This window comes from Piscinibacter sp. PDB5-1 (genome assembly GCF_056676035.1).
The window spans coordinates 1,108,789-1,124,858 of sequence record NZ_JBWVZL010000002.1 but is presented as its reverse complement, the minus strand read 5'-3'; the positions used below and the strand labels follow the sequence as shown (position 1 = coordinate 1,124,858).

The following is a 16,070-nucleotide window of genomic DNA, read 5'->3' as shown; positions in this document are numbered from 1 at the left end:
GCCAGGCAGCGCCCCCTCGGGGGGCAGGAGCGACAGCGACGTGGGGGCTCTACTTCACCCAGGTATTGAGCTGAATGATCGGCAGCAGCACCGCCAGCACGATCAGCATCACCACGCCGCCCATGGCGACGATCAGCAGCGGTTCGAGGATGGTCGCCATCTGCATCGCACGGCGCTGCACTTCGGCCGACAGCTGCTTGGCGGCGCGGTCGAGCATGCGGGGCAGTTCGCCCGTCTGCTCGCCCAGGCGCGAGAACATCGACAGCAGCCCCGGGAAGCGCTTCTTGCCCGCCAGCGCCGACGCGAGCGGCGCGCCTTCGCGCACCTGCACCAGCACGTCGAGCGCGTCGGCGCGCATGGCGCGGTTCGACAGCGTCTCGGCGCCCGCCTGCAAGGCCTTGAGGATGGGCACGCCCGCACCTGCCAGCATCGCCAGCGTGCCGGCGAAGCGCGCCGCGTTGTAGCCGCGCGAGAGCTTGCCGATCAGCGGCAGGTTGAGCCACGCGGCGTCGAAGCGCTCGCGGAAAGGTTCGTTCTTCAGCATGAACGACAGCGTCACGCCGCCGCCCACCAGGGCCAGCAGCAGCAGCCAGCCGTAGTTGCGCATGAAGGCGCTGATGGCCAGCATCACGACCGTCAGCGTCGGCAGTGCGCGCTTCGAGCTGGCGAACACCGAGGCGACCTGCGGCACCACGTAGGTGACGAGAAAGATCACGATTACCACCGCGATGATCGACACGATCACCGGGTACAGCGTCGCGCCGACCAGCTTGGCCTTCAGCGCCTGGCGTTCTTCGAGGTCGTCGGCCAGCCGTTCGAGCACCTGCCCGAGCGCACCGCTGGCCTCGCCGGCGGCGATCACGCCGCGGTACACGTCGTCGAACTCGCGTGGGGCGCTGCTCAAGGCGCGGGCGAACGACGAACCGGCGTTGACCTCGGCCCGCAGGCTGGCGACCAGCTCGCGCTGGCGCGGGTCTTCGGCTTCGTCGCTCAGCGCGGTGAGCGCCCGTTCGAGGGGCAGGCCCGAGACCACCAGGCCCGACAGCTGGCGTGTCCACACCGCCAATGCGGTCGAGCTGAACACCTTGCGCTTGAGGCTGATGCCGCCCGCGTATTCGGGCTGCGCCGCGACCTGCGTGACCTGCAGCGGCACCAGCGACTGCGCACGCAACTGGGCGCGCGCGGCCTTGAGGTTGTCGGCTTCCAGCAGGCCCGAGCTGGCCTTGCCGGATGCGTTGAGGGCTTCGAACTTGAAGGCGGGCATGGAACCCTCAGCCAGTCAGCAAATGCCTGTTCGCCCTGAGGTACCGAAGGGCCGGCGCGAACCGACGCCGGGCTTCGATGCCTCAGCCCGAACGGGCCAACAAGAGGTCAGCGCGGGCATTGCGCCATGGCCGCGATACGCGGCACGCAGAGCCAGACTATTCACGGGTCACCCGCATCACTTCTTCAGCCGAGGTGACACCTTCGTTCACCAGGCGCTCGCCGTCTTCGCGCATCGAGCGCATGCCGCCGGCTTCGGCCGCGGCGATGAGTTCGGACTCGGCCGCGCGGCTGTGGATCAGCCCGCGCACCGTGTCGTCGGCCACCATCAGCTCGTACACCCCGCGACGGCCCTTGTAGCCCGAGTTGCCGCACTCGGGGCAACCCACCGGGTGCCAGCGGCCCTTGGCGTCTTGCTTCTTGCAATGCACGCACAGCTTGCGCACGAGGCGCTGGGCCAGCACGCCCAGCAGCGACGACGACAGCAGGAAGGGCTCGATGCCCATGTCGGTCAAGCGCGTGACGGCCGAGGGCGCGTCGTTGGTGTGCAGCGTGGCCAGCACCAAGTGGCCCGTCAGCGAGGCCTGCACGGCGATCTGCGCGGTTTCGAAGTCGCGGATTTCACCAATCATGATGACGTCCGGGTCTTGCCGCAGGATGGCGCGCAGCGCCTTGGCGAAGGTGAGGTCGATCTTCGGGTTGACCTGCGTCTGGCCGATGCCGGGCAACTCGTATTCGACCGGGTCTTCGACGGTCAGCACGTTGGTGGTCGAGGCATCGACCTGCGCGAGGCCGGCGTACAGCGTGGTCGTCTTGCCCGAGCCGGTGGGGCCGGTGACGAGCACGATGCCGTGCGGCTGCTGCAGCAAGTTCTCGAAGCGTTCGAGCGTGTCGCCGCCCATGCCCAAGCCTTCGAGCGAGAACTTCGCGTCGCCCTTGTCCAGGATCCGCAGCACCGCGCGTTCGCCGTGAGCCGAGGGCAGGGTCGAGACGCGCACGTCCACCGCGCGACCGCCGATGCGCAGCGAGATGCGGCCGTCCTGCGGCAGGCGTTTCTCAGAGATGTCGAGCTCGGCCATGATCTTCAGGCGCGAGATCAGCGCGGCGTGCAGTGCCTTGTTGGGCTGCACCACCTCGCGCAAGGTGCCATCGACGCGGAAGCGCACCGACGAGCTGCGCTCATACGGTTCGATGTGGATGTCGCTCGCGCCGTCTTTCGCGGCCTGCGTCAGCAGCGCGTTGAGCATGCGGATGATGGGCGCGTCGTTGGCCGCTTCGAGCAGGTCTTCGACCGCCGGCAGGTCTTGCATCATGCGCGACAGATCGACCTTGCTCTCGACCTCGCCGATCACGGTGGCGGCGCTCGACTCACCGCCGGCATAGGCCGCGGCGATGCGGTTGATGAGCGTGGACGAAGGCTCGCGCTCCAGCTGATCGACTTCGAACAGCCGCAGCACTTCGCTCAGCGCGGGCAGCGACACCGTCTCGGGCGCCCACAGCGTCAGGCGCTCGCCGTCGTCTTCGAGCAGCAGCGTGTTCGCCTTGGCGTAGGCGTAGGGCAGCGGGTGGCGGGCCATCGCGGCGACCTCAGAAGGTGTGAATGAATCCGGCGTGGCCGAGCGGCCTGCCGAAAGGTCGTGAATCAAGGCGCCACGCACAGCCGTAGCTTGCGCTACGGCGCGCATTTGCAACGCAGAGTCGCGGGCTTTGGGCGGGTCGAGCGGTCATGGCGGATCCGTTCACGCCTTCTTAGTTCGACGACGGGGTTGGTGCGGGCGCGGCGGCAGGCGGCGTCGAGCCCGCAGGCGGTGCCGACAGCGGCGCCGGCACGGGTTGCGCCTCGGGTTGCGGCGGCAGTGTCAACGGGGCCGACTGGCGCAGGCGCAGCGAGCGTTCGGTTTCTTCAGGCGTGCGCAGGGGCGGCACCACCGGCGATTCGTTGATCGGAAGCAGGAAGTTGCGCGGGGGCTGCGAGTCCTTCTGCTGCGCGCGGATCATGTCGTAGCGGTCGAGCGAGAAGTTGTTGACGCTCGCGGCGTCGCGCATGACGATGGGCCGCAGGAAGACCATCAGGTTCGAGCGCCGCTTCGTGCGCGACTCGCTGCGGAACAGCGCGCCCAAGATGGGGATGTCGCCCAGCAGCGGCACCTTCGACTTCTCATCGACGAAGCGGTCTTGCACCAAGCCACCGAGCACGATGATCTGGCCGTCGTCCACCATCACGGTCGATTCGATCGAGCGCTTGGTGGTCGAAGGGCCGGTGTTGGCGGTGCCGGCCACCTGGTTGATGACGTCCGACGATTCTTGGTAGATCACCATGCGCACCGTGCCGTTCTCGCCGATCTGCGGCTTGATGCGCAGCGTGAGGCCGACGTCTTTTCGTTCGATGGTCTGGAAGGGGTTTTGCGCCGCGGTGCCCGTGCTCGTGAAGCTGCCGGTGATGAAGGGCACGTTGGTGCCGACAACGATCTTGGCTTCTTCGTTGTCGAGCGTGATCAGGTTTGGCGTCGAGACGATGTTGGTGTTCGACTGCGACTGCATCAGCTTGGCGATGGCCGCCAGGCCATAGACGCCGTTGAAGTCGCGGATCAGCCCGATGTTCATGCCGTTGGGCGGGTTCTGGGCGATGGCCGCCAGACCGGCCGCACCGCCGGCCGCGGCCGCGCTCAGGCCGAGGATGTTGCTGGTGCCCGACCCGAAGTTGGTGCCGATCACGCCGATGTTCTTGTCGCCATCGCGGCCCACGAGCCCTTGCCACTGCAGGCCGAAGTCGGCCGCGTTGTCGCCCTGGATCTCGACGATCATGCTTTCGATGTAGACCTGCGCGCGGCGCGAGTCGAGCTTGTCGATCACGGCGCGCAGCTGGCGATACACCGGTTCGGGCGCCGTGATGATCAGCGAGTTGGTCGCCGGGTCGGCCTGGATCATGCCGCCGGTCGAAGGCGCGGCCGCCTGGCTCACCGGGGCCGTGGCCTGCGGGCTCGCACCCGAGGCGTTGCCGCCGGCTGCGCCCGAGTTCATCGCCGAGGTGCCGCCCAGGCCGCCTTGCGATTGCTGGGCCCCACCGCCCCCCAGGGCGCCGGCCTGGCTGGTGTTGCCGGCCGTGTAGGCCGCGCGCAGCACGGTGGCCAGGCGCACCGCGTCAGAGTTCTTGAGGTAGACGACGTAGATGTTGCCGGTGGCGGCGCTGCCTTCCATCGGCCGGTCGAGCTTTTCGACCAGTGAGCGGATGTGCTGCATGCGCGCGGCGTTCGGCGCACGCACGATCAGCGCGTTCGCGCGCGGATCGACGATCACCGAGGGCCCACCCGCCCCGCCCGGCATGGCCGGCGCGCCCGGCACGGCGCCCGCGCCGTCGGACAGTCGCTGCACCATCGCTGCCACGTCGGCCGCGACCGCGTGCTTGAGCGGGATGACCTCGACGTCGCTGACGCCGGGGGTGTCCATCGCCGAGATGATCTTGCCGATGCGCACCAGGTTGTCGGCGTAGTCGGTGATGACCAGGGTGTTGTTGCCTGGGTTCGCGTTGATCGTGTTGTTGGGGCTGATCAGCGGGCGCAGCACTGGCACGAGGTTGTTCGCGTTCTCGTGGTTGATCTTGAAGATCTGCGTGACGATCTGGTCGCCCCGGCGCGTGACGGCACCGGTCGAGACGGTGTCGGACTGCAGCTTCGCGTCGGCCTCGGGCACCACCTTGAACAGGCCGCCCGACTCGACCACCGTGAAGCCCAGGCCGCGCAGCGCGGCCAGGTAGTTGAGGTAGGCCTCGCGCGGCGAGAGCGGCTCGTCGCTGTACAGCGTGACTGTGCCCTTCACACGCGGATCGACGATGAACTGCTGCTTGAGGATGGCCCCCATCGCGCGCGACACGCCTTCGATGTCGGCGTTGACGAAGTTCAGCGTGACCGGCTCGCCCTTGAAGCGTTTCGCGTTGGCGGCGGCTTGCGCGTTGGCGGGCGGCGTCTGCGCCTGGGCGACCATTGGCACCGGGGCGAGCGACAGGCACAGCAGGGATGCCGCCACGGCGGAAACCAGCGGGCGCGGCGGCTGCGGGAGGGTGGGTCGGTTCTTCATGCTTGTCCGATCGAAATGACGGATCGGGCACCGTCGCGCCGTCCGATGATGTTCAGCAAATTGGTCAGTGCCGAGGCGTCGGCGTCGGCGGCACGTGCCTCGCCGCGGAAGCGCACGCCGGTGCCCGACAGCGTGCCATCGCCCGACAGTTGCAAGGGCCCGTTCAGTGTGCTCAGCGACAGCTGCGAGGGCTGGCCACTCGCAAGCCCGCCCCCCAGCACCGAGAGCCGGTACGTGCCCAGCGTGTCGAGCGTGGACAGGCGCGAGGAGACGCCGATCAACTCCAGGTCGGCCTGGCCTTCCATCGTCCAGCGGCCTTGCACCAGTTGGACGTTCAGGCCGGTCGGCGAGTTCAGGCGCAGCGCACCGCCCAGTTGCAGCGTGTTCCATGGCGTGCCCAGGCCGCCAAGGAAGGCCGCCGGCCACTGGCCCACCCAGCCCGGCTGCGGCGTGAGCTTCAAGCCGACCTGGCCGAAGCCCGGCGTCACCTGCATGCGGACCTTGCCGTTCAGGCAGCAGGCGTGCTCGGCGCTCAGCGCGAGGCTGCGGCCCGACAGGCCCAGCGACCAGCTCAGGCGCCCCGGCAGCGCGCTCGCATCGCGGCTGTCCGGCCCGCCGGTCAGCACGACCACCGCGCTGCCCGACCACACCGTGCCGCGCGCGTCGGCCAGTTGCAGGCGCTGTTCGGTCGCCTTGCTCACCGCGTTGGCCACCCAGGCGGCCGGCGCAAACGCCACCAGCGCGACCACGCCGCCCAGCACCGCGCCACCGATCGCCCAGCGCGACGCGGCCTTGCGTGACTGCTCCCAGGCCAGTTCGGCGAAGGTTGATTCCTGCCACTGGCTGGGCACCACGCTGCCGGCGAAGCGGCTCTTGCGGCCGCGGCGAAGAAAGTTGCGGGCCATCAGACGCCTCCCCCAAGCGAGACGATGATGAGGCCGGTGTAGCCCTCGGGGCTGCGGGTCAGGCGCATCTCGACCGGGCGGGCGCGGGCCGCGCTGCGGGCTTCGGCCAGCCAGCCGCGCAACTGTTCGCCGGTCAGCCCGCCGTTGATCGTGAGCGTGGCGCGGTCGCCCTGCAGCGACAGCTGCGCGCGGTTGTCGAGTCGTTCGGTGGCTGACTGCAGCGCCTGCGTCATCTGCGAGGCCACCACCGGCGGCGTGGCGCGCAGCTCGCGCGCTTCGCTGGCCATGCGCTGCATGCGCTGCCACTGCGCGTCGAGCGCGTCCATCTTCTTCGGGGCTTCGCGCAGCGTGCGCAGCGCGGGTTGCACCGCGACCATCCAGAGCAGCAGCAGGCCGACGACGCCGGCCGCGATGGCCACGCCCCGGCGCTCGTTCGGGGCCATGGCCTCCCAGCGGCGGGCCAACTTGCCGCGCAGGCTGTTGTCGGGCAGCGGCAGGACTTTTTCTTCGTCGGCGTTCACAGCGAGCCTCCCAGGCCGCCGGTCGGGCGGCGGCTCAGCACGAGCCGGTTGTCTTGCACCTCGACCTGCCAGCCAGCGGGGGCCACCTGGCTGCGGAACTGCTCGATCTGTTCGGGCGCCCAGCCCGGCGTGGCGAGCGACAGCTTGCCGGGTTGTTCGTAGCGGATGTCATCGACCGGCGGCCGGTCGGCCGGCCAGGCCGAGGCGGCCACCTGCAGCATGGGTTCGAGGTCGCTGTCGCCCGGCTTGCCGGCGGCGGCGCGCAGCGAATCCGTTTCGCGCTGCATCTGGGCCGGTGCATCGAGCACGGCCGTGACATGCGGGTGGGTGGTCTGCAGCAGCTTCACGATGGCCTGCTGCTTGTTCTGCAAGGCGCTGCGCTGCTGCCAGGCCCAGACGTTGAGTCCGACCAGTTGGACCACGGCCAGCGTGGCCAGGCCGATGCGCACCGGCCGCCACGTGGGCGAGAGAAACTGCCGCCACGTGTCGCGCAGGGCGCGCAGGCCGCGGTTCTTGCGCGCGAGCGAGAACTGCCGCAGGTTCCACAGCGAGCGCGACGCCTGCAGCGCGCGCTGGGCGGGCGTCAGCACCTGCACCGGAAAGCCCAGCCACTGCTCGGCTTCGACGGCGACGCCGGGGGTGGCGCTCCAGCGCACACCGGGCGGCGGGGGCGAGGGCAGCAGCGCGCGGGCCAGGCTGCCGTTCAGCCGGACCAGCGCCAGGCCGTCGGCATGGGACCAGCACACGGTGGCGTTCTGCAGGCTGGCGTCGCCGCTCGGGCCTTCGGAGAAATGGCCGCTCGGCGGCTCATCAGGCCAAGCCAGCGGCACGACGCGATCGACGAAGACGTTGGCCTTTTCGAGCAGCGCCAGTTCGGTGGCGAGCCATGCGCGGTCACAGGCGGCGACCCAGGTCAGCTCGCCGGCCGACGCCTGCGGCGCCACGGCCAGGTGCAGGTTGTCGGCGTCTTCGAGCAGGGCCTCTTCCAGGATGCCGCCCAGCGCCGCCCGCAAGCGGTTGGCCGGGGACTTGGGCAGGGTGATGCGGTGCCAGCTGAGGTCCGCCTCGGAGACGATGGCGGTGACGGTGTCGGCCTTGGGCAACTGCGCAGCACTCGCGCGGCCTTGCGAGGTGATGGCCATGCCGTCGGGGCTGAGCACGTAGGCGTACTCGGCGGCCGCTTCGTCAGCCCCCGGGCCTTCCGGCGGGGCGGCGCGCAGCCGCGGCCGTTGCGGCAAAAAGACGACGAGCATGTTCATGAGAGGGTGCGTAGGCTACCGCAATTGGGTGGTCGAAGCAAAACAAACCTTCGAAAATCAATGACTTACAGCGGTTTTGTGTCGTGTTGGTTGCACAAGGGTTTGTCGCTATTTCGCGTTCGATTCGTCGCGCGTGGTGATCCATTCGCGCGTCAGCGGAACGATGTCGCTGCTTCGCGGGCCCCGCCGTTCGACCAAGGACCGCTGCTCGAGCGCGGCCTCGCCGACCCTCAGGCGACCGCGCACGACAAAGAAATTGGACTTGAAATCGATGTTGGCCTGGTTCAGGGTCAGCCCGGGGAGCTGGCTTTCGAGGTCGCTCATGGCCTTGAACGGCGACCGCTGGCGGATCTGCAGCAGCCGTTCCGCACCGGCAATGTCCAGCCCGGGGACCACCGCGGCAAGCACTTCGCGCGGCGCGGTGTTGGCGTTCACTGCGGTGGGATTCGGCAGAATCGTGACGTAGGGTTCGAGACGGCGCACGACCTCGGGCGAGACGCCCAGCCAGGACAGCTGATTGACGCGCTGCGGCATCAGCGGGCCGTCGGGCAACTCGCCATTGCCGGCCGACACCCCGGCTTGAGGGGGAGGGGTCGGGGCACTGCCGCCCGGTTGCGGCGGCGTGACCGTCGCTGAGGCGTCGCGCATGCCCGTGGCGATGGTCATCGCGGCATCGGGCGTCACCCCCACCAGGTTGCACAGACGCTGCAGCACCTTGAGCTGGTCTGGCTCGATGGCGCCGTTGGACAGCAGGTTGCGCAGGTTGTAGCGGGCCTGCGCATCGGTGATCGCGCCCGAGAGGAACGCCTCGGGGCCGCCGTCGGTGTTGTTCTTGTCGGCCGCGAGGAAGGTGGACAGCCGCGCCTCGGCCAGCGGCACCGCCCACGGCTCGCCCAGGTGGTCGGGCCCGCCGGTGCGGAAGTCTTCTTTCAAGATGATGCGCGACCAGTCGAGCGCCCCGGCCAGCACCCAGGCCGACTGGGCCCGCGCCCGCTCGGCGCTTTCGACCTGCACCGCGCGCCACTGCTGCCAGACCATCGACACCGACAGCGTGGCGACCAGCGCCACGATGATCATCGCCATCAGCAACGCAGCGCCACGTTGTCGATGGCGGTGCGCCAGGCGGGCGGTGGTGCTCATGGCGTCAGCGCGACGTCGCGCGTCACGGTGCCCGAAAAGCCGCTGCCTTCGGTGAAGGCCAGCACCAGGCGCACGCCGTCGGGCACCGGTTGCCCCGCGTTGCCGGTCGATTGGCAGTTGCTCCAGGCGTTGCTGCGAAAACAGTACTGCTGCCAATCCGACACGCCGGTGAGTGCGCGCAGTTGCCCGCTGTCCTGGCCGAGCAATTGTTCGGCCTGCGACCAGGCGTTCTTCAGCGCCATGGTGTTGGTGGTCGCAGGGCTCGCCCACCGCAGCACATGGCCGTCGCGCATCGACCAGACCACGACCTGCAGGCCGTCCGGCGCATGGCGCGTCATCAAGGTGGCCACGCCGGTGAAGAGGATCGGTGGCACCACGCCCACGTCTTGCACGGCGAGCAGGTCTTGTTCCCACTGCGCCAGCACGGTGCTGATGCGCAGCGTCTTTTCGAGCCGTTCTTCGCTGGCGGTGCGCGTGCGCACGATGCCATCGACGCCCTGCCACGACATCATCGCGATGATGGACATGATCATCATCGCCACCAGCACTTCAACCAGCGTGAAGCCGCGCGCTGCTGCGCGTCGTGGCCAGAAGCGGCGTGCGGTGTTCATCGCGGCCGCACCGTGGAGAGCGTGAGGATGTGCTGGCCCGATTCGGTCATGACCTCGGCATCGACGCGGCGGAAGTTCGGGTTCGGCGTCGGCCGCACGATCAGCTTGCCCCGGTAGACGGTACCCAGCTGTTCGCAGCCGAAATCGGCATCGCCCACGTCCGGAAAGTAGGCCGCGAGCTTGAAGCCGACCAACTGGTTTTCGGCGCACCACTGGGCGGCGGTCACCTCGACCATGCGCTGGGCGTTGTTGGTCAGGGCGCCAGCGGCCTTGATGCCGGCGCTCAAGGTGACGGCAACGATCACCATCGCCACCAGCACCTCAATGAGCGTGAAGCCGCTGGCGCGCAGCCTGCGCAAGGGGCGGCTCACTTGACGACCTCGGTGCTGCCGTCGCTCGACACGACAAAGGGGCCCAGGCCATCGGTGGCGAGCATCAGACTTTTTTCGTTCAGGCGCAACACGATGCGTTGCTCGCCAATCAAGGGCTCGGGGCCGAGCACCACGGCGCGCGCGCCCATGATCTCGGCCGACACGCCTTCGCTGAGCCACTTGGTGGGCAGCGGGTTCACGCCCGACAGGCCGACGAAGCGGAAGTTGCCGCCTTCGCGTTCGCTGCCCTGGGCTTCCCAGCGCACGGCCAGGCCCGAGGCGCGCGACTCGGCGCGGGCCGACTCCAACAGCGCGGCCAGGCGGGCCGCTTCATGTTCGAGCTGCGTGCTCGACGGGTCGCGCAAGGCGAACGTGGCCAAGCCGCTGGCGATGGCGATCAGCGCCACCACCAGCAGCAGTTCGATCATCGTGAAGCCGGCGCTGCGGCGCACGGCGGGGCTCGACGGCTTACTGCCAGGAGCCGACTTCGGCGTCGTTGCCTTCGCCGCCGACCTGTCCGTCGGCGCCCAGACTGTAGACATCGATCTCGCCTTTCACGCCCGGGTTGGCGTACTGGTACGGACGGCCCCAGGGGTCGTTCGGCAGCTTGTCGAGGTAAGGCTTCCAGTTGGGAGGAATCACACCGACCGTGGGCTTGGCCACCAGGGCCTTCAAGCCTTGTTCGGTGGAGGGGTAGCGCTGGTTGTCGAGCTTGTACAGCTTGAGCGCTTGAACGACGTTGTTCACGTCGGTGCGGGCGGCCGTGACGCGGGCGTCACCGGCGCGGTCGAGCACGTTGGGCACGATCAGCGCGGCCAGCACGCCGATGATCACCAGCACCACCATCAGTTCGATGAGGGTGAAACCGCGCGAGCGGCGGCGCTGAGCAAGCAGGGAAAGGGGAGCGTTCATCTTGTCTCGGGATGTTTGGAATGAGGGCCCGGAGGTGTGTCTGCCTCTAGCTTGCCGCTTTGCTGCGGCCGAATCCACTAGGGTGTGCCCAGCCTTCTATGAGGGGGATCATCAATCATAATTCCTCCATGCCTTCTCGATTGTCAGCTTTCGTGATCTGGGCCCTGGTGGCGGCAGCAGCCGTTTTCTGGGGTTTGCGCCTCGTGGTGAGCCCCGTCGCGGCCCCTGCGGGCGCCTTGGCCGTCGATGAGTCGGTCAGCCTCGGCAGCGACCTGACGCGACTTTTCGGGGCGGCGCCGGTGGCCACGGACACGGTCGCCGCCGCCCCCGTCAACAACCGCTTCAAACTCATCGGTGTGATGGCCGGTCGCACCACCGCCGAAGGCACGGCGCCCGGGGTCGCGCTCATTGCCATCGACGACAAGCCCGCACGTCCCTTCATTGCCGGCTCGCGCATTGAAGATCAGTTGTACCTGAAGACCGTGAGCCAGCGCAGTGCCTCGATCGGGCCGCTGGAAGGGCCGGCGACCATCGTGCTCGAGGTGCCGGCCCTGCCCATGCCTGCGACGGGCACCTTGCCCACGGCGCCGGGCATCGAGATGCCCAGCGTGAATGCCCCCGCTGTGCCGGCCCTGGATCCGGGGGAACTGCGGGTGAACATTCCGCCCGAGCAAATGCAGCAATTCGCGCCGCCGCCCAACCCGGGCGCGCCACGCTGACGCGGCGATCCGATCCGCAGGCTCAGAGCGGCGTGGCGGCCGACAGCGGCGGCATCATTTCTGCCGGCTGAGACGGGCCCGGGTCTTCACCTTCGGCCACCTCGGTCAACAAGGCCGCCGCGCTGCGGGCCAGAGGGAAGGCCAGCGTCGCGCCGGTACCGTCGGTGCTTTCCATGCCCAGTTCGAGCAGTGCCGCGGCGTGAAAGAGCGACAGCGCCCGGGTGAGCCCGCCGTGGCCATGGCTGCGGCAGAAGATGCAGTAGTCGGTGACGGTCGGGGCAATGCGCGCGGCCACCATCAAGGCGGCGCAGGCCGACATGCCATCGACCATGATCAGGTGCCGCTTGCTGGCCGCGACCAGCATCATGCCGACCATCATCGCGATCTCGAAACCGCCGTAGGCCGCCAGCACCTCAACCGGGTCGTTCAACTCCCGGTGCCGGTTCTTCGCGGCCTGCAAGACCATCAGCAGGTGGTTGTGCTGCTCGGAGTCACCCTCGGCCCGCGGCTCGGTGTGGGGCGACACCAACTCGCGCACCGGTTCGCCGGTCAGGCCCGACAGCACCAGCGCCGCGCTCTCGTGCGCGCCGACGCCGATGCCGGCGCAGGCGACCACGTTGCCGGGCAGCGCGTCGCCGATTTCCATGCCGGCGCGGATGGCTGCGTGCGCCTGGTCCAGCGTCATCGCGACGTTGACGCGTGCGTTGCGGGTGCCATGGGCGATCTTGCGGGCCATCAGCCGCGCATGCGGCGTGACGAGTTCGGCCACGCCGCAATCGACCACGCTCAGGTGCATGCCCTGGATGTGCGCGAACACCGACACCGGCAGTCGCGACGTGAGCAGGTTGTTCACCAGCCGGGCGGTGGAAGGCTGCCCCGCCGGGCTGATGCCATCGACCGCGAGGCCGTGGTCGGCTGCGAACATCACGATCTGCGGCGACTTGAAGCGCGGCTTCAGAGTGTTCTGAATCAGGCCCAGGCGCACGGCCAGCGGCTCGAGTTCGCCCAGGTTGCCCGTGACTTCACTGCGCCGGGCGAGCTTGTCCCGGATGGCCTGTTCGAGAACCGGGTTGGCCGTGGGTGAAATGAGCGAACGGTTGACGGGCATGTCGGGCGAAGGTCGGGCAAGGGCCGATCAGCAAGAATGACACCCGATTGTCGGGGCCCAATCGGCCCCGGGCAACGCCAGGTTCAACGAAGAAACAGTCGATACACGGGATTGTCGGTTTCATCGACGCAGGGGTAGGCCAGCCCGTCGAGGAACTGCTTGAACGCCTTTTTGTCGCCCTTGGGCACCTGGATGCCCACCAGGATGCGCCCGTAGTCGGCGCCCTGGTTGCGGTAGTGGAAGAGGCTGATGTTCCAGCTCGGGTGCATGCTCGACAAGAAGCGCATCAGCGCCCCGGGCCGCTCGGGGAAGGTGAATCGGTACAGGCGCTCGTCGCGCGCCAGCTCGCTGCGCCCGCCCACCATGTGGCGCACGTGCTCCTTGGCGAGTTCGTCGTCGGTCAGGTTCACGGTCGCAAAGCCGTGCTTGACGAAGCTGCGCGCGATCTTGTCCGGCTCGCCGCGGTTGCTGGTCGAGAGGCCGACAAAGACATGGGCCTGGCGGTCGTCCGAGATGCGGTAGTTGAATTCGGTGACGCTGCGTGGTCCGATCAGCTCACAGAAGCGCTTGAAGCTGCCGCGCTCTTCGGGAATCGTCACCGCGAACAGCGCCTCGCGCTCTTCACCGACCTCGGCGCGCTCGGCCACGAAACGCAGGCGGTCGAAGTTCATGTTCGCGCCGCAGGTGATGGCCACGAGCGTCTGGCCCTTGGCCTTTTCGCGTTCGACGTACTGCTTGATCGCAGCGACACCCAGCGCACCGGCGGGCTCCAGCACGCTGCGGGTGTCCTGGAAGACGTCTTTGATCGCGGCGCAGACGGCGTCGGTGTCCACCACGATGAAATCGTCCACCAACTCGCGCGTGATCCGGAAGGTTTCTTCGCCCACAAGCTTCACCGCCGTGCCGTCTGAAAAGAGGCCGACATCGTGCAGCTGCACGCGCTTGCCGGCCTTCACGGAGCGCACCATGGCGTCGGAGTCCGTGGTTTGCACGCCGATCACCTTGATCTCGGGCCGCACCGCCTTGATGTAGGCCGCAACACCCGAGATCAACCCGCCGCCGCCGATGGCGACGAACACGGCGTCGATCGGGCCCTGGTGCTGGCGCAGGATCTCCATCGCAATCGTGCCTTGGCCGGCGATCACGTCGGGGTCATCGAACGGGTGCACGAAGGTGAGGCCGCCGCTGCGTTCGAGCTGGAGCGCGTGCTGGTAGGCGTCCGAGTAGCTTTCACCTTCGAGCACCACCTCGCCGCCGAGGGCGCGCACCGCGTCGATCTTGAGCTGGGGGGTCGTCACCGGCATCACGATGACCGCCCGGCAGCCCATGCGCTGCGCACTCAGCGCCACGCCCTGCGCATGGTTGCCGGCCGAAGCGCAGATGACGCCGCGCTTGAGCTGCAGCGGCGTCAGGTGCGCCATCTTGTTGTAGGCGCCGCGCAGCTTGAAGCTGAACACGGGCTGCGTGTCTTCACGCTTGAGCAGCACGCGGTTGTTCAGCCGCGCGGACAGGTTCTTGGCAGGGTCGAGAGAGGTCTCGATCGCCACGTCGTAGACGCGTGCGTTGAGGATGCGCTGCAGGTAGTCCGCCACACCGGTTTTTGTGCGCTTGCGCGGGGTGTGGTCGGTGGCGCGGCCGGCCATGCGGTCTCCTCTCGGCGTGTCGGATCAAAGGGCGTCGGATGATATGTCAGGGCCCGACGCCGTCCGCTGGCAAGCGCTTCAAGGAGATCGCGCAACCGACGCACAAAGAAAAGAGCCCAAGACATTGCTGCCTTGGGCTGAATCCACCAATGGAGGAGGTGGAGGAGACAAACGGTAGACGTCACACAGCGAGTTGATGGGCGACGTCAGCAAAAGAAGTGTAGCGGCTGCATTCTGGGGTCGCAACATCCCGTGGCCCACCCGCTCGGGGGTGCCGGGCACAATGCGCCTCTTTTCATGAAATTCGACGGTTTCTGGGGCAAAAAATGGAATGCACGATCAATTGGCTGGCCGCGAGCGGAATGGGATTTGTCGCTGAAACCGGCAGCGGGCATGTGTTGATGATGGACGGCGCCCCCGATGGTGGCGGCCGCAACCTCGCGCCTCGCCCGATGGAAACCGTGCTCGCCGGCACCGGCGGCTGCACCGCCTACGACGTGGTCCTGATCCTCAAGCGCGGCCGGCATGACGTGCGAGGTTGCCAGCTCAAGATGACATCCGAACGTGCGCCGACCGATCCGAAAGTCTTCACGCGCATCCACATGCACTTCATCGTGAGCGGCAAGTCGCTGCCCGAAGCGGCGGTGCAGCGTGCCATCCAGATGTCGCACGAAAAGTATTGTTCGGCCAGCATCATGCTGGGCAAAACCGCCGAAATCACGACCAGTCACGAGGTAGTCGAAGTCTGACGGCGGCGTTCAGATGTGGTGGGCCGTGGAGGTCATGACCTTTGCCGCCAAACGCATCGCGAGACGCACGGGGGCGGGCAAGGGCATGCCGCCAGCCTCCTCGGCCTCTTGCGCGTGGCGTGCTTCGTCCTCGCGCATCTGCTGAACGATGGCGCGTGAGGCGTGGTCGTTGACGGGCAGGCGGTCGAGGTGGCTGGTGAGGTGGTGCTCGACTTGGCGCTCGGTTTCCGACACGAACCCGAGGCTCACGCGGTCTCCGAGCCGCCCCGCCACCCAGCCGATGCCGAAGGCGCCTGCGTACCAGAGCGGGTTCAACCAGCTGGCATGGGCGTTCAGTTCGCGCAAGCGCTGTTGTGTCCAGGCCAGATGGTCCAGTTCGTCCCGCGCGGCTTGTTCCAACGATTCGCGCAACGCCGGGTCGCGGGCCGCGAGCATCTGCGAGGTGTAGAGCGCCTGCGCGCACACTTCGCCGACGTGGTTGACCCGCATCAAGCGGCCGGAAAGTTGCTTGTCGCTTTCCGTCAGGTCTTCGCTGGCGACGATGTGCTGGGCGGGCAGCGGGCGGGCACTGCCATGCGAACCCGACAGGGTCTTCAAGACCCCGTCTGCGGCCGAGATCCAGCGGTCAAAGGGGGAAATCGACGCTCTACGCGGTGCGGCGGTCATGTCAATACGAGGATGCATGGGGCGGGGCTGCAGCGTATCCCGAAAGCCGACATCGAAGGCGCCACCCCCGGGCATGGCGCGCGAATTTGCGCCTGTGTCGCCGGCCGGTCACGTTGTTCCTGGGCAACA

Annotated in this window: 16 protein-coding genes; 2 read left to right on the top strand and 14 right to left on the bottom strand. The window is 68.1% G+C overall.

Features of this window, described 5'->3' with window-relative positions:
- Nucleotides 1–49: 49 nt before the first annotated feature.
- The 11 genes from gspF to gspG form a co-directional block, all read right to left on the bottom strand.
- Nucleotides 50–1,264 (bottom strand): type II secretion system inner membrane protein GspF, encoded by a 1,215-nt coding sequence (gene gspF, locus AC1KAT_RS12470; RefSeq protein WP_480326310.1) that lies wholly within the window; start codon nucleotides 1,262–1,264, stop codon nucleotides 50–52.
- A 157-nt stretch (nucleotides 1,265–1,421) separates the two neighbouring features.
- Nucleotides 1,422–2,909, bottom strand: coding sequence for a type II secretion system ATPase GspE (gene gspE / locus AC1KAT_RS12465; protein ID WP_480326308.1), 1,488 nt, complete (start codon nucleotides 2,907–2,909; stop codon nucleotides 1,422–1,424).
- Nucleotides 2,910–3,012: 103 nt separating this feature from the next.
- Nucleotides 3,013–5,337, bottom strand: a complete 2,325-nt coding sequence (gene gspD / locus AC1KAT_RS12460; protein ID WP_480326306.1) for a type II secretion system secretin GspD — start codon at nucleotides 5,335–5,337, stop codon at nucleotides 3,013–3,015.
- Nucleotides 5,334–6,242 (bottom strand): type II secretion system protein N, encoded by a 909-nt coding sequence (gspN, locus tag AC1KAT_RS12455; protein WP_480326304.1) that lies wholly within the window; start codon nucleotides 6,240–6,242, stop codon nucleotides 5,334–5,336. Before gspN ends, gspD begins: the two co-directional genes overlap by 4 nt.
- On the bottom strand, nucleotides 6,242–6,763 hold the full coding sequence (gene gspM / locus AC1KAT_RS12450) for a type II secretion system protein GspM (RefSeq protein WP_480326302.1): 522 nt from the start codon (nucleotides 6,761–6,763) through the stop codon (nucleotides 6,242–6,244). The genes gspN and gspM overlap by 1 nt, the downstream gene beginning before the upstream one ends.
- Entirely contained in the window at nucleotides 6,760–8,022 is a 1,263-nt protein-coding gene (gene gspL / locus AC1KAT_RS12445; protein ID WP_480326300.1) for a type II secretion system protein GspL, read from the bottom strand. The genes gspM and gspL overlap by 4 nt, the downstream gene beginning before the upstream one ends.
- A gap of 108 nt (nucleotides 8,023–8,130) precedes the next feature.
- On the bottom strand, nucleotides 8,131–9,162 hold the full coding sequence (gene gspK / locus AC1KAT_RS12440) for a type II secretion system minor pseudopilin GspK (RefSeq protein ID WP_480326298.1): 1,032 nt from the start codon (nucleotides 9,160–9,162) through the stop codon (nucleotides 8,131–8,133).
- Nucleotides 9,159–9,773, bottom strand: a complete 615-nt coding sequence (locus AC1KAT_RS12435; RefSeq protein WP_480326296.1) for a PulJ/GspJ family protein — start codon at nucleotides 9,771–9,773, stop codon at nucleotides 9,159–9,161. Before AC1KAT_RS12435 ends, gspK begins: the two co-directional genes overlap by 4 nt.
- Nucleotides 9,770–10,144: a type II secretion system minor pseudopilin GspI gene (gene gspI, locus AC1KAT_RS12430; RefSeq protein WP_480326294.1), complete on the bottom strand. Its 375-nt coding sequence runs from the start codon at nucleotides 10,142–10,144 to the stop codon at nucleotides 9,770–9,772. The genes AC1KAT_RS12435 and gspI overlap by 4 nt, the downstream gene beginning before the upstream one ends.
- The gene (locus tag AC1KAT_RS12425; protein WP_480326292.1) at nucleotides 10,141–10,596 is read right to left on the bottom strand and encodes a prepilin-type N-terminal cleavage/methylation domain-containing protein; all 456 of its coding nucleotides are present in this window, start codon (nucleotides 10,594–10,596) and stop codon (nucleotides 10,141–10,143) included. Before AC1KAT_RS12425 ends, gspI begins: the two co-directional genes overlap by 4 nt.
- Nucleotides 10,597–10,612: 16 nt before the next feature.
- Nucleotides 10,613–11,056, bottom strand: coding sequence for a type II secretion system major pseudopilin GspG (gene gspG / locus AC1KAT_RS12420; RefSeq protein ID WP_480326290.1), 444 nt, complete (start codon nucleotides 11,054–11,056; stop codon nucleotides 10,613–10,615).
- 128 nt (nucleotides 11,057–11,184) lie between these two features.
- Between gspG and AC1KAT_RS12415 the strand changes: the two genes are divergently transcribed.
- Nucleotides 11,185–11,775, top strand: coding sequence for a type II secretion system protein N (locus AC1KAT_RS12415; RefSeq protein ID WP_480326288.1), 591 nt, complete (start codon nucleotides 11,185–11,187; stop codon nucleotides 11,773–11,775).
- Nucleotides 11,776–11,797: 22 nt separating this feature from the next.
- Here the strand turns inward: AC1KAT_RS12415 and AC1KAT_RS12410 are convergent, their stop codons facing one another.
- Together AC1KAT_RS12410 and ilvA are read right to left on the bottom strand one after the other, a co-directional pair.
- Nucleotides 11,798–12,883, bottom strand: a complete 1,086-nt coding sequence (locus AC1KAT_RS12410) for a nicotinate-nucleotide--dimethylbenzimidazole phosphoribosyltransferase (RefSeq protein ID WP_480326286.1) — start codon at nucleotides 12,881–12,883, stop codon at nucleotides 11,798–11,800.
- Nucleotides 12,884–12,966: 83 nt separating this feature from the next.
- A complete protein-coding gene (gene ilvA / locus AC1KAT_RS12405) occupies nucleotides 12,967–14,526 on the bottom strand; it encodes a threonine ammonia-lyase, biosynthetic (RefSeq protein WP_480326284.1) in 1,560 nt (519 codons plus the stop codon).
- Nucleotides 14,527–14,852: 326 nt separating this feature from the next.
- Here ilvA and AC1KAT_RS12400 point away from each other — a divergent pair, with 326 nt between their 5' ends.
- Nucleotides 14,853–15,275, top strand: a complete 423-nt coding sequence (locus AC1KAT_RS12400; protein ID WP_480326282.1) for an OsmC family protein — start codon at nucleotides 14,853–14,855, stop codon at nucleotides 15,273–15,275.
- 9 nt (nucleotides 15,276–15,284) lie between these two features.
- Here AC1KAT_RS12400 and coq7 read toward each other — a convergent pair whose 3' ends face one another.
- On the bottom strand, nucleotides 15,285–15,941 hold the full coding sequence (coq7, locus tag AC1KAT_RS12395) for a 2-polyprenyl-3-methyl-6-methoxy-1,4-benzoquinone monooxygenase (protein ID WP_480326280.1): 657 nt from the start codon (nucleotides 15,939–15,941) through the stop codon (nucleotides 15,285–15,287).
- Nucleotides 15,942–16,070: the final 129 nt, after the last annotated feature.

Coding starts and splice junctions, on each gene's coding strand:
- gspF (WP_480326310.1), bottom strand. CDS start 1,264: ATGCCCGCCTTCAAGTTCGAAGCCCTCAACGCATCCGGCAAGGCCAGC.
- gspD (WP_480326306.1), bottom strand. CDS start 5,337: ATGAAGAACCGACCCACCCTCCCGCAGCCGCCGCGCCCGCTGGTTTCC.
- gspN (WP_480326304.1), bottom strand. CDS start 6,242: ATGGCCCGCAACTTTCTTCGCCGCGGCCGCAAGAGCCGCTTCGCCGGC.
- gspL (WP_480326300.1), bottom strand. CDS start 8,022: ATGAACATGCTCGTCGTCTTTTTGCCGCAACGGCCGCGGCTGCGCGCC.
- gspK (WP_480326298.1), bottom strand. CDS start 9,162: ATGAGCACCACCGCCCGCCTGGCGCACCGCCATCGACAACGTGGCGCT.
- AC1KAT_RS12435 (WP_480326296.1), bottom strand. CDS start 9,773: ATGAACACCGCACGCCGCTTCTGGCCACGACGCGCAGCAGCGCGCGGC.
- gspG (WP_480326290.1), bottom strand. CDS start 11,056: ATGAACGCTCCCCTTTCCCTGCTTGCTCAGCGCCGCCGCTCGCGCGGT.
- AC1KAT_RS12415 (WP_480326288.1), top strand. CDS start 11,185: ATGCCTTCTCGATTGTCAGCTTTCGTGATCTGGGCCCTGGTGGCGGCA.
- AC1KAT_RS12410 (WP_480326286.1), bottom strand. CDS start 12,883: ATGCCCGTCAACCGTTCGCTCATTTCACCCACGGCCAACCCGGTTCTC.
- ilvA (WP_480326284.1), bottom strand. CDS start 14,526: ATGGCCGGCCGCGCCACCGACCACACCCCGCGCAAGCGCACAAAAACC.
- AC1KAT_RS12400 (WP_480326282.1), top strand. CDS start 14,853: ATGGAATGCACGATCAATTGGCTGGCCGCGAGCGGAATGGGATTTGTC.
- coq7 (WP_480326280.1), bottom strand. CDS start 15,941: ATGACCGCCGCACCGCGTAGAGCGTCGATTTCCCCCTTTGACCGCTGG.